At 72.0% G+C, this 12,327-nt stretch carries 11 protein-coding genes; 4 read left to right on the forward strand and 7 right to left on the reverse strand.

Going from position 1 to position 12,327, the window contains the following annotated elements; translation table 11 throughout:
* The first annotated feature begins 1 nt into the window (after position 1).
* Both MQE23_RS14810 and MQE23_RS14815 read left to right on the forward strand, forming a co-directional pair.
* On the forward strand, positions 2-301 hold the full coding sequence (locus MQE23_RS14810) for a hypothetical protein (protein ID WP_020276407.1): 300 nt from the start codon (positions 2-4) through the stop codon (positions 299-301).
* Positions 302-407: 106 nt separating this feature from the next.
* Positions 408-1,655, forward strand: a complete 1,248-nt coding sequence (locus MQE23_RS14815) for a C40 family peptidase (protein ID WP_243379358.1) — start codon at positions 408-410, stop codon at positions 1,653-1,655.
* Here the strand turns inward: MQE23_RS14815 and MQE23_RS14820 are convergent.
* From MQE23_RS14820 to MQE23_RS14840, 5 genes are read right to left on the reverse strand one after another with little or no spacing between them, the layout of a single operon-like run.
* Entirely contained in the window at positions 1,619-2,881 is a 1,263-nt protein-coding gene (locus tag MQE23_RS14820; RefSeq protein WP_020276405.1) for a styrene monooxygenase/indole monooxygenase family protein, read from the reverse strand. The two genes, MQE23_RS14815 and MQE23_RS14820, sit on opposite strands and share 37 nt — an antisense overlap.
* A gap of 13 nt (positions 2,882-2,894) precedes the next feature.
* A complete protein-coding gene (locus tag MQE23_RS14825) occupies positions 2,895-3,542 on the reverse strand; it encodes an ATP/GTP-binding protein (RefSeq protein WP_037672864.1) in 648 nt (215 codons plus the stop codon).
* Positions 3,523-3,945 (reverse strand): DUF742 domain-containing protein, encoded by a 423-nt coding sequence (locus MQE23_RS14830; RefSeq protein WP_010040346.1) that lies wholly within the window; start codon positions 3,943-3,945, stop codon positions 3,523-3,525. Before MQE23_RS14830 ends, MQE23_RS14825 begins: the two co-directional genes overlap by 20 nt.
* Positions 3,942-4,466 carry a roadblock/LC7 domain-containing protein gene (locus MQE23_RS14835; protein WP_020276403.1) on the reverse strand — a complete coding sequence of 175 codons (525 nt, stop codon included), beginning with the start codon at positions 4,464-4,466 and terminating at the stop codon, positions 3,942-3,944. Before MQE23_RS14835 ends, MQE23_RS14830 begins: the two co-directional genes overlap by 4 nt.
* Complete coding sequence (locus MQE23_RS14840) at positions 4,463-7,225, reverse strand: nitrate- and nitrite sensing domain-containing protein (RefSeq protein ID WP_243379359.1); 2,763 nt, start codon at positions 7,223-7,225, stop codon at positions 4,463-4,465. The genes MQE23_RS14835 and MQE23_RS14840 overlap by 4 nt, the downstream gene beginning before the upstream one ends.
* A 368-nt stretch (positions 7,226-7,593) precedes the next feature.
* Between MQE23_RS14840 and MQE23_RS14845 the strand changes: the two genes are divergently transcribed.
* Positions 7,594-8,379, forward strand: coding sequence for a protein phosphatase 2C domain-containing protein (locus MQE23_RS14845; protein WP_020276400.1), 786 nt, complete (start codon positions 7,594-7,596; stop codon positions 8,377-8,379).
* A gap of 33 nt (positions 8,380-8,412) precedes the next feature.
* Here MQE23_RS14845 and MQE23_RS14850 read toward each other — a convergent pair whose 3' ends face one another.
* Together MQE23_RS14850 and lon are read right to left on the reverse strand one after the other, a co-directional pair.
* A complete protein-coding gene (locus tag MQE23_RS14850) occupies positions 8,413-8,904 on the reverse strand; it encodes a MarR family transcriptional regulator (protein WP_020276399.1) in 492 nt (163 codons plus the stop codon).
* 174 nt (positions 8,905-9,078) lie between these two features.
* Positions 9,079-11,493, reverse strand: coding sequence for an endopeptidase La (gene lon / locus MQE23_RS14855; protein WP_243379360.1), 2,415 nt, complete (start codon positions 11,491-11,493; stop codon positions 9,079-9,081).
* 175 nt (positions 11,494-11,668) lie between these two features.
* Here lon and MQE23_RS14860 point away from each other — a divergent pair, with 175 nt between their 5' ends.
* Positions 11,669-12,316: a GNAT family N-acetyltransferase gene (locus MQE23_RS14860; RefSeq protein WP_243379361.1), complete on the forward strand. Its 648-nt coding sequence runs from the start codon at positions 11,669-11,671 to the stop codon at positions 12,314-12,316.
* Positions 12,317-12,327: the final 11 nt, after the last annotated feature.

The following is a 12,327-nucleotide window of genomic DNA, read 5'->3' on the forward strand; positions in this document are numbered from 1 at the left end:
CGTGAAGAGCGAAGACACCCCCTTCGAGGGCGGCCCCATGGACGGCAGGTTCCTGCCCGTCCTGGTCGGCATCACCGGCCACCCGCCCAAGACGTACCGCATCCCCGTCCCGGACCCCGCCGGCGGCCCGCCCACCGTCCTGGTCTACCGCCGCGTGCCCCGGTCGGAGGGCAGGGTCGGACTGACCCACCGCTGGAAGTACCAGTACGCCCCCGAGGGCGCACCGGCCCGCCGGCTCAACTGGCCCTGGTCGAAGCCAGACGCCACGCCGCCCGGCAAGCGGGACGACGCCGACGGGTGACCCCGTTGCGCCGAACCGCGCACACTCACCGCGCGCACCTCGCGCACACCCCTGATCCTCACGGTGTCCGGCGGCGAACAGGTCGCCCCGCAACGGAGGTGATGGCATGTCAGGAAGCCTTCTGCGCCTGGTCTGCACGGCTGCGGTGGCAGCAACAACCGTCCTGGTTCAGGCCCCTGCCACGGCGGCCCCCGAACCGGAACCCGGCCTCGGGAAGGACCCCGCCTCCGTCGCCACCCTCCTGACGGACCTTCAGAGACTGTACCGGGAGGCCGAACAGGCCACCGAGGCCTACAACGCCACCGAGGAGAAGCTGAAGAAGCAGCGCGCCGAGACCGACCGCCTGGACCGCGCCCTCGCCCGCACCCGGCTCTCCCTGCACGACAGCCGGGGCGCGGCCGGTCGGCTGGCCCGGCAGCAGTACCAGAGCAGCACCGACATCTCCCCGTACGTACGCCTGCTGCTGGCCCGCGACCCGCAGCACGCGATCGACCAGGGCCGTGTGATCGGCCGGCTGGCGCGGGAGCGGGCCGACACCGTCGGCCGGCTGACCGGCAACGAACGCAAGGCCCGGGACCTGGCCCGCAAGGCCCGCAAGGCTCTCGACGATCAGCTCGCCCTCACCGAGCGGCGGAAGAAGGAACGGGACGAGGTCCGCGAGCGGCTCCACGACGTCGAGGAACTGCTCGCCTCCCTCAGCCGCGACCAGCTCACCGCCCTCGCCGAATTCGAGAAGAAGGGCATCACCGAGGCGCAGAACAAGTTCCTGGCGTCCGGCGCGCTCGGCAGCGTCGGCGACAGCAAAGGCAGCAGCATGGGCATCCGCACACCGTCGGCCGAGGGCGACCGCGCCGTGCGCCACGCCGTGCGGCAGCTCGGCAAGCCCTACGCGTGGGGCACGGAGGGCCCGAAGTCGTACGACTGCTCGGGCCTGACCTCGCAGGCGTGGGCGGAGGCCGGGACACCCATCCCCCGGACCAGCCAGGAGCAGTGGAAGCGGCTGAAGCGGATCCCGCTCCCGGAGCTGCGGCCGGGGGACCTGGTCGTGTACTTCCCGGAGGCCACGCACGTGGCGCTGTACCTCGGCGACGGCATGGTCGTACAGGCGCCCCGCCCCGGTGCGACGGTGAAGGTGTCACCGATCGCGGCCAACCCCGTCCTGGGCGCCGTACGCCCGGACCCGGGCGGGAAGCCCCTGCGGCGCTACGAGCCACCGGAGCTCCCCGAGTGGGCCACGGACGGGCCGGACGAGGGCTACGAGGGCTACACGGACAACGCCGATACCGCCGACACCACGGACTCCACGGACACCACGGACTACGCGGCGCCCGCGCCGGACACCTCGACCAGGTAGGCCTGCGTCTTCTCCGGGTCGTAGAAGAAGTTCTCGAAGTCGGCCGGGTCGTTGAAGCCGTTGGCGAACCGGTCGGCGACCGGCTGGAGTTCACCGGCGGCGCCGATCAGGTTCAGGATGTGCTCCGGCGGCGGCGCGAGCATCGCGTTGGTCCACTTGGTGACGTGCTGCGCGGTGTTCCAGTAGCGGTCGAAGGTGGCCCGCATCCACTCCTCGTCGAACGGCTTGTCGCCGCGCTCGACGATCGAGGAGAGGTAGGCGGCCGCGCACTTGGACGCGGAGTTGGAGCCCTGGCCGGTGATCGGGTCGTTGGCCACGACGACGTCCGCGACACCCAGCACGAGCCCGCCGCCGGGGAGGCGGCCGACGGGGTTGCGGACGGTGGGGGCGTAGCGGCCGGCCAGTGTGCCGCCCGCGTCGGTCAGTTCGACCTTGGTGGCCCGCGCGTACTCCCAGGGGACGTACCGCTCCATGAGTTCCAGGGTCAGGGAGAGGTGCTCCGCGGGGTCCTTGACGCCGTTGAAGACGTCGAGCGGGCCGCCGGGTATGCCTTCCCAGAACAGGATGTCGGCGCGGCCGGAGGTGGTCAGGCAGGGCATGACGAACAGTTCGCCGACGCCCGGCACGAGATTGCAGCGGACCCCTTCGGTGTCGGGATGCTCGGGGCGCGGGCCCAGACCGTGGACGTACGACACGGCCAGCGCGCGCTGCGGCTCGCTGTAGGGGGAGCGCTCCGCGTCGCGGCCGAACATCTGCACCAGCTCGCCCTTGCCGGCCGCGACGAGCACCAGGTCGTACGTCCGGGCGAAGTAGTCGAGGTCGCCGACGGCCGCGCCGTGGATGACGAGCTGCCCGCCGCGCTGGGCGAAGGTCTCCATCCAGCCGGCCATCTTCACGCGCTGGTCGATCGACTGCGCGTACCCGTCGAGCCTGCCCAGCCAGTCGATGGCACGGGCCGCGGGACCCTCGGCCCAGGAGCCGGGGGCGGCGACCGAGACGCCGAGTCCTTCGATCTTCGGGGCCTGGGACTCCCAGAAGTTCAGCTGGAGATCGCGTTCGTGCTGCAGGGCCGTGTGGAACATGCACTGCGTCGACATGACCCGGCCGGTGCGGATCTCGTCCGCCGTCCGGTTGGACATCAGGGTGACCTCGTACCCCTGCGACTGGAGGCCGAGAGCTATCTGGAGCCCGGACTGACCGGCTCCGACGACGAGTATCTTCCGCATGCGGGGCTGTCCTCTACTCGGGGGTTTCGTCGAGCGCGTGGCCCACCAGGGCCAGGAGGGTCTCGATCACGGAGATCCGGCGACGCGCGTCCATGATCATGACAGGTATGTGTTGCGGGATGGTCAAGGCCTCCCGCACATCCTCCGGCTCGAACAGCTCGCTGCCGTCGAAGTGGTTGACCGCGACCACGTACGGCAGCCCGGAGCTCTCGAAGTAGTCCAGGACCGGGAAGCAGTCCTTCAGACGGCGGGTGTCGGCCAGGACGACGGCGCCGATCGCGCCGCGCACGATGTCGTCCCACATGAACCAGAACCGCTGCTGGCCCGGCGTGCCGAACAGGTAGAGCACCAGGTCGTCGTCGAGCGTGATGCGCCCGAAGTCCATGGCCACGGTGGTGGTGGTCTTGCCCGGCGTGGCGGTGAGGTCGTCGGTGGCCTCGCTCGCCTCGGTCATCAGCGCCTCGGTCTGCAGGGGCGTGATCTCCGAGACGGCGGTGACCAGCGTGGTCTTGCCCACGCCGAAGCCGCCCGCCACCACGATCTTCGTGGCGATGGGGGCGCGGGTGCGGTCCGTCTCCCAGGCGTGCATGCTCTCGCCGGGCTGGACGAACGGGGATGAACCAGCGACGCCGTGAGCGGCGTCAGAGACGACGGAGTCCACTCAGCACCCTTTCCAGCAGAGCTCGGTCCGGGCGGCCCGTGCCATGGCCGGTGCCCGTCCCGTACACACGGATCTTTCCCTGGTCCGCGAGGTCGCTGAGGAGGACGCGGACCACGCCGAGCGGCATCTTCAGCAGCGCGGCGATCTCGGCCACCGTACGCATCCGGCGGCACAGTTCGACGATGGCCCGCAGCTCCGGCATCACGCGGGTGGACAGGGAGCCGTTCGTCAGCTCCTTGCGCTCCTCCGGGGCGTCCAGCGCGGCGGTGCTCGCCACGAAGGTCTCCACGAGGAGGACGTGGCCGAAGCGGGTGCGGCCGCCGGTGAGCGAGTAGGGGCGGACCCGGGCGGGTTTGCGGTCACCGCCGCGGACCGGGAGGTGCTGTTTCGGCGTACTGCTCATCGGACACTCCCCGTCGTCTGGGAATCCTCCAGGGATTTGCGGAGTTCGCTGCGGAGTTCGGGCGTCAGGACGTGGCCGGCGCGGCCCACGAACAGGGCCATGTGGTACGCGACCACGCTCATGTCGCAGTCCGCGGAGCCGTGGACGCCGAGCAGCGAGCCGTCGCTGATGGACATCACGAACAGGCTGCCCTCGTCCATCGCGACCATCGTGTGCCGGACCCCGCCGAAGTCCATCAGCTTGGCGGCGCCGACGGTCAGGCTGCCGATGCCGGAGACGATGGTGGCCAGGTCGGCGGCGGAGCCGCGCGGGCCGGTCTTCTTGACCCCGCGGGCCTGGAGAGCCTCCCGCGCCTCCTTGTTGCGGTGGTCGTCGGAGGACAGCAGGAGCAGTCCGTCGGACGAGACGACCGCGACCGAGAGGATGCCGGGTACCTCCTCGACGAGGTTGGTCAGCAGCCAGTGCAGGTTGCGGGCCTCACTGCTCAGTCCGATCAGTCCGAAGGTACTGGGAGCGGTCAACTGCTTGCCTCCTCGACTGTGCCCCCCGTGGCTTCTTCGGATTCAGCTGGTTGTGCTGCGCCGGTGTCGGGCCGCTTGTGCGAGGCCGTCTTCTCGGCGATTTCCGCCTCCACCTCGCGGTAGCCGGCCTGGGCGCCCTGGCGGAAGCCGCCGAGGCGGCGGCGGAGGGCTTCGGCGTCCACGGAGCCGCTGCGCTGGCGCGGGGCGGTGGTCGGAGCGGTGATCTTGGGTGTGCGCTTGGGGAGGCCCTTGTCGGTGATGCGTTCGTGCTCGACGTCGGCCTCCGCCTCGGCTTCGCCTTCGGCGTCGTGGTGCCCACCCGCACCCCCCGTGCGGGTTTCTTCGTCGGGTGCGGGTGGCCCCTGCGGGGCGGATTCGCCGTCGGCGGCCGCGGGCGCGTGCTCCACCGGGGCCGGCTCGTCCTGCGGGATCGGGGCGAGCAGCTCCATCGTGGTCTCGGCGGGGGTTTCCGCCGGTGCCGTCACCTCTGTCGCGGGTGCGGCCGGCTCCGCCGCCGCCTCCTCGCGCCGTACCGCCTTCTCCGCCAGCGACACCAGCGGGTCCCCGTGGCTCGCGCGGCCGTGCAGGACGTTGGAGTTGGCCTCGGCGTCGGCGCCGGGGAACGCGACGGTGTGGCCGGTGCCGGAGAGCGGGCCGGAGGCCGGGACGGCCGCGGCCGGAGCCGCCGCCAGCAGGGTCCGGGGCAGGACGACGACCGCCGCGACACCGCCCTGCTTCTGCTCGCGCAGCTGCACGCGCACACCGTGCCGGTGGGCGAGGCGGGCCACGACGTACAGGCCGAGGCCGAGACCGTCCTCGCCCTCCTGGTCGTACGGTGCCTCCGGGTCGAAGTCGGCGAGGCGGGCGTTGAGGCGCTCCAGCCGGTCCTCGGCCATGCCGATGCCCTCGTCCTGGACGGAGAGCATGACCTCGCCGTTCTCCAGCAGCCAGCCGGAGATCTCGACGGGCAGGTCGGGCGGCGAGAACGAGGTGGCGTTCTCCAGGAGTTCGGCCAGCAGGTGGGACAGGTCGTCCGCGGCGAACCCGGCGATGTGCGCGTGGGGCGGCAGCGCGGCGATCCGGACCCGCTCGTATCGCTCGATCTCGCTGACCGCCGCGCGGACGACGTCCACGAGGGGCACGGGCCCGGCGGCGTGCTGGACGTGCTCGGTGCCGGCGAGGACGAGGAGGTTCTCGCTGTGCCGGCGCATGACCGTGGCGAAGTGGTCCAGCTTGAACAGCGTGGCGAGGCGGTCCGGGTCCTGCTCGCGCTCCTCCAGGTTCTCGATGACGGCCAGTTGCCGCTCGACCAGGCCGAGCGTGCGCAGCGCGAGGTTGACGAAGGTGCCGCCGATGGCCGTGCGCAGCCGCTCCAGCTGGGCGGCGGACTCGGCGAGTTCGCCGCGCAGTTCCTCGCGCGCGTCGGCCATCTTCTGGCGCTGCCCGACGAGGTGCTTGCGGTCGGACTCCAGTGTGGAGATCCGCTCGTTGAGCGCGACGGCGTGCGCGTGCAGGGCGTTGACGGAGCGGACGACCTGGGCGAACTCGTCGTTGCGGCCGGTGAACTTGACGGGTTCCTCGGCCGTGGGAACCTCCGCCTCGGCCAGCCGCTTCGAGCCGAGGCGCAGCACCGCGAGGGGGCGTGTGAGGCTGCGGGCCATGCCCGTGGCGACGCCGACGGCGAGCAGCATCAGGGCGCCGAGGACGGCGATGCGGATCTCCAGCGCGGTGACGTCGTCGTCGCGCAGCGCCTCCAGGTCCTTGGTGCGGCGGTCGTAGAGGGCGGACTCCACGCCGCGCATCAGGTCGACCCGGGCGGAGAGGGCCGCGTCCAGCTTCCGGGTGTTGGCGGAGAGTTCGCCGTCGGCGAGGGTCGGCTGGTCGGTGAGCGTGGCGAGGTACTTCTCGGCGGAGTTGACCTCGGTGCCGGTGACCGTGTTGTCGAACGAGGTACGGGCCGCCTTGGGCGCGGTGTCGCGGAAGTCGGCCAGGGCGGCGTCGGAGCGCAGCCGGGCCTGCTGGGCGGCGGCGCTCAGGGCGTCGCGCTGCCGGGCGTCCGCGTCCGAGGAGGTCTCGGTCGGCAGGCCGGTGACCGGGTCGATGGCCGTCTCGGTGCCGCGCGGCACGCTGAAGGCGGCGAGCAGCAGCCCCCGGGCCGCGGCGGCCTGCTGGACCGCGGAGTCCAGCTCGGCCAGGGCCTGTCCGCCGGAGCCCGCGCGGGGCGGCGTCTGCTGCGCCAGCTGCTCGGCGAGCCGGTGGAGTTCGGTGATGGCGGTGGAGTACGCCTGGTGCGCTTCGAGAGCGCTGCTCTTGCCGGTGAGCGCCGCCCGGCGCACGGCCGCGATGTCGTCGAGGTCGGAGCGGAGCGAGGCGGGTGTGTCGGTGTCGGCCCGCAACTCCTCGACCTGCCGGTCCACGCGGGCGCTGCGCTGCTCGGAGGGCGCCTTCGACTTGGGGCGGCCGGCCGCGATGTAGGAGGTGACGTCGTCGCGCTCGTCGGCGAGGGAGTGCGCCAGGACGAGGGCGCCCTGCGTCTGCTCGGCGAGCGTCACCAGCTCCTGGGAGTCGTGGAGTTGCCCGGAGGCGGCGAGGACGGACGGGGTGCCCGCACCGGCGATGGCGGCGGCGACCACGGCCACGGCCACGATGAGCCGGTTGCGTACATGGGTGGGGCGGCCCTTGCCGGTGGGGGGCGTCGGCTCAGCGCCCTGAACGGGGGCCGTCTGCTTGCCTGGGCGACGAGGCCGCGTCTTCTGCACCGGTGCTCGCATTCCTGACTCGTGAACTCATGGGCCCGGGTGACGCTCCGTCAACTGGTGCGTACTCCAGGTACACTTCCCGACCCTCCCAGCGCCGGTGGGCAGCGCACGTGCATCACCTGACCCGCCACCCGAAGGAGTGAACCTCGGAGGAGAGTTGGGGGGCAAGTTCCGCTGGCCCTTGCAGCGGCCTTGCGCGGCAGGCCGGTTGGACGCCGTGCGCGGGCGGTGGCAGTATTCGCCACCACGCCTTCCCGGAACAAAGCATTCCAGCCCAAACGGGGCGTCTGACCTGCATGACCGCACCGGTCCGGCAACCATTGCCAGCGTTTTGCGGACCTTGTGAAGGGCTCGTGCAGACTGGCTGGATGCGTACCGAACTCGCCTCGGAACCGGGAGACGCGGACCGCCCCAACGAGGACTTCGCCAGTGTCGGACTACCGGCCTCCGGACAGGGCGGTTCGGTCGTCGTCCTGGACGGGGTCACACCGCCGAAGGGCGGGACGGGCTGTCTGCATTCCGTCCCCTGGTTCACCGCACGCCTCGGTGGTGCCCTGACCGAACTGACCGTTTCCCTCCCGGATGTTCCCCTGGCCGACGCCTTGTCCCGCGCCATCGCGCGTACCGCCGAGGCACACGCCTCAACCTGTGACCTTTCTCACCCCCGCACGCCTCAGGCCACGGTGGTCGTGGCCCGCTGGTCCCCGGAGACGGTGGAGTACCTGGTCCTGTCGGACTCGGCTCTCCTCGTGGAGTCCCAGGACAGCGTGGTGACGCCCTTCCTGGACGACCGGCTGGCTCTCCTCCCCCGTTCGGCCCTGGCCACGGACGCGCTGGTGGACTCCACGCTCCGCAACAAGGAGGGCGGCTTCTTCACGGCGGCGGCCGATCCCTCGGTGGCCCGGCGAGCGGTGACCGGCACCCTGCCCCGGCGCGAGGTCCGCGCCCTGGCCGCCCTGACGGACGGGGCGGCCCGCTGGGTGGAGCGGTTCGAGGAGGGCGACTGGACGGACTGCTTCCGCCTCCTGCGCAAGGAGGGACCGCAGGCGCTGGTGGACCGGGTGCGGACGCTGGAACGGACGGATTCGGCCAGATCGTTCCTGGGCCGGAGCAAGACGCACGACGACGCGACGGCCGTGTACGTCGAGTTCTGAGCAGCCGGAGTTCCGAAAAACCGGAACCGGGGGCTACTTCTCCATGCCCCGGTTCAGCTGGTGCAGCAGCCGGGCCAGTTCCGTGACCTCGCGGGTGTCCCAGTCGGCCAGGCGGCCGGCGTAGCGGGCGCGGCGGGCCTCGCGCACCCGGCGGACCCGGTCGTGGCCCTCCTGGGTGAGGGCGACGAGCCAGGCGCGTCCGTCGGCGGGGTCGGGCTCGCGGGCGACCAGGCCGAGCTCCTCCAGGGCGCGCAGCTGGCGGGACATCGTGGCCTTGCCGACGCCGATGTAGGCGGCGAGCTCGGTGGCCCGCTGCTTGCCGCACTCGTCCAGCCGTACGAGCAGGCCGTACGCGGACGACTCCAGGTCGGGGTGGACCTCCCGGGCCATCTCGCCCTGGCTGGCCCGGGCCCGCCGCAGGAGCACGGTCAGCTCCCGCTCCAGCGCCAGAAAGGCAGGCTGATCCACACCGGTTCCGGCCAGAGAGGCGTCCCGGTGTCCGTCGTCGTTGCCGTCCTCGTGCACGTGAGCCCTGCCTCGGTTGTCGCCCGGTACCTGCATTTTCCGCCACATGCGGCCATCGCCGCAGCTCGGCAAGTATTCCGCAGGTCACGGGGCGCGCGTCCACAGGGCCGCCACACGGTGAAGGCCCGGGTCTCCCTCACGGGACCCGGGCCTTCCCTCATCCGGTGGCCTCCGTCACGCGGCCACCGGAACCTCCGGCGCCGCATCCGCGGTGGCGGGCGCGAGCGCCAGCTCCAGGACCTGGCGGACGTCGGTGACGGCGTGGACGTCGAGCTTGTCCAGCACCTCCGCCGGGACGTCGTCAAGGTCGGGTTCGTTGCGCTTGGGGATGATCACGGTGGTGACCCCGGCGCGGTGGGCCGCCAGCAGCTTCTGCTTCACGCCGCCGATCGGCAGGACCCGGCCGGTCAGCGAGACCTCGCCGGTCATCGCCACGTCCGTGCGGACCAGACGGCCGGACAGCAGCGAGGCGAGGGCCGTGGTCATCGTGACGCCGGCGCTGGGGCCGTCCTTGGGCACCGCGCCCGCCGGGAAGTGGATGTGCACGCCCCGGTCCTTCAGATCACCCACCGGCAGTTCCAGCTCGGCACCGCGGGAGCGCAGGAAGCTCAGCGCGATCTGCGCGGACTCCTTCATCACGTCCCCCAGCTGACCGGTCAGGGTCAGCCCGGCCGCGCCCGTCTCCGGGTCGGCCAGCGACGCCTCGACGTACAGCACGTCACCGCCTGCGCCCGTCACCGCGAGGCCCGTCGCCACGCCCGGCACCGCCGTGCGGCGCTCGGCCGGGTCCTGGGCGGACTCGGGCACGTGGTGCGGCCGTCCGATCAGAGAGCGCAGGTCCTCGTCCCGGACGGTGAACGGCAGCTCCCGCTCGCCCAGTTCGTGCTGGGCCGCGACCTTGCGCAGCAGCCGTGCGATCGACCGCTCCAGGTTGCGCACGCCCGCCTCGCGCGTGTACTCACCGGCGAGCTTGCGCAGCGCGCCCTCGTCGATGGCCACCTCTTCCTTGTCGAGCCCGGCCCGCTCCAGCTGACGCGGGAGCAGGTGGTCGCGGGCGATGACGACCTTCTCGTCCTCGGTGTAGCCGTCCAGGCGGACGATCTCCATCCGGTCGGCCAGCGCCTCCGGGATCGCCTCCAGGACGTTGGCGGTCGCGAGGAAGACCACGTCCGAGAGGTCCAGCTCGACCTCCAGGTAGTGGTCCCGGAAGGTGTGGTTCTGCGCCGGGTCGAGCACTTCGAGCAGGGCCGCGGCCGGGTCGCCCCGGAAGTCCGAGCCCACCTTGTCGATCTCGTCGAGCAGCACGACCGGGTTCATCGACCCGGCCTCCTTGATGGCGCGGACGACCCGGCCGGGCAGGGCACCGACGTACGTACGCCGGTGACCGCGGATCTCGGCCTCGTCGCGGACGCCGCCGAGGGCGACGCGCACGAACTTGCGCCCCATCGCGTGGGCGACGGACTCGCCCAGGCTGGTCTTGCCGACGCCGGGCGGCCCGACGAGCGCGAGCACGGCACCGCCGCGCCGCCCGCCGACCACGCCCAGACCCCGTTCGGTACGCCGCTTGCGCACCGCCAGGTACTCGGTGATCCGCTCCTTCACGTCCTGAAGGCCGGAGTGCTCGGCGTCCAGGACGGCCTGGGCGCCCTGGATGTCGTACGCGTCCTCGGTGCGCTCGTTCCACGGCATCTCCAGGACCGTGTCGAGCCAGGTGCGGATCCACGAGCCCTCGGGCGACTGGTCGGAGGACCGCTCCAGCTTGTCGACCTCCTTGAGCGCGGCCTCCCGGACCTTCTCGGGCAGGTCGGCGGCCTCCACCCGGGAGCGGTAGTCGTCGGACTCCTCGCCCTCCTGCTCGCCGTTCAGCTCGCGCAGCTCCTTGCGGACCGCTTCCAGCTGACGCCGAAGCAGGAACTCGCGCTGCTGCTTGTCGACGCCCTCCTGGACGTCCTTGGCGATGGACTCGGCCACGTCCTGCTCGGCGAGGTGGTCGCGCAGCTGCTGGGTCGCGAGCTTCAGCCGGGCGACCGGGTCGGCGGTCTCCAGCAGCTCGACCTTCTGATCGGTGGTCAGGAACGGCGAGTAGCCGGAGTTGTCGGCGAGCGCCGAGACGTCGTCGATGGCCTGGACCCGGTCGACGACCTGCCAGGCACCGCGCTTGCGCAGCCAGGCGGTGGCGAGGGCCTTGTACTCCTTGACCAGTTCGGCGACCTGCCCGGGCAGCGGCTCCGGGACGGTCTCGTCGACGCGGGTGCCCTCGACCCAGAGGGCCGCGCCGGGACCCGTGGTCCCCGCACCGATCCTCACCCGGCCCCGGCCGCGGATCAGCGCGCCCGGATCGCCGTCGGCCAGCCGGCCCACCTGCTCGACGGTGCCGAGGACACCGGTGCCGGCGTACGTGCCGTCGATGCGTGGCACCAGGAGTACCCGGGGCTTTCCGGGCGTTGTCCGAGCAGCGGCCTGGGCGGCCTCCACCGCGGCACGGACCTCGGAGTCGCTCAGGTCCAGCGGGACCACCATCCCGGGCAGGACGACCTCGTCGTCGAGCGGCAGCACGGGCAGGGTGAGCGGTGTGGACGTCGAAGCCATGATCTCCCCTTCGGCAGTCAAGTTGAGCTATGCCGACTCAATGCACGGGAGCCGCCGGATGTTCCCCACCCGTCGTTCGCTGTGAGCGATCGACCGTGACGCCAGGGGCGATCGGGGCCGTAGAGTCAGCGACGTAACAGATCAATGCGGTTAGTGCCTATTACCAGGGGGCGGCGTGGACAGGACCGTGCAGGCGTGGGTGGACGGATGGGTCGTGTCGCGCGGGGCGGCTCCGCCCGTGACCGAGCCGTGGGGCCGCACGATCGACGTGGGGACGAACGGGCACGTCACACGGCATGTGTTCGGCGCGACCGGCGACGACCTCGACGAGACGTCCGTGCGCAAGGTGGCGGGCGCGGTGACCGGGGCCGGCGTGTGGCTGAAGGCGTTCCGGGACCCGTCGGTGGTCGCCGGCTGGCTGGACGACAGCTGGTGGATCGACCCCGAGCCCGGCTACCTGATGACGGTCCCGCTGGCGCCGGGGAACGCTCCGGACGTGCCCGACGGCTACCGGCTGCGCAGCTGGTCGCGCGGTGGGGTGACGCGAGTGATGGTGGCCGCCCCGGACGGTTCGCTCGCGGCGCGCGGCCAGATCGCCCCGACCGGCGCCACCGCCGCCGCCGACCAGATCGAGACGGCGCCTGAGCATCGCCGCAAGGGACTCGGCAGCCTCGTCATGCGGACGCTGCAGAGCGCCGCCGTCCGGCAGGGGGCACACACCGGTGTGCTCGCCGGTACGCCCGCGGGGCGAGGGCTCTACGAGGCGCTGGGCTGGGAGGTCGTGGCCCTGCTCACCAGCGCGAAGCACGAACCACGGACCTGAACGCCCTCGCC

Origin of the sequence: Streptomyces sp. HP-A2021, assembly GCF_022807935.1 — a bacterium.
Lineage (GTDB): Bacteria > Actinomycetota > Actinomycetes > Streptomycetales > Streptomycetaceae > Streptomyces > Streptomyces afghaniensis.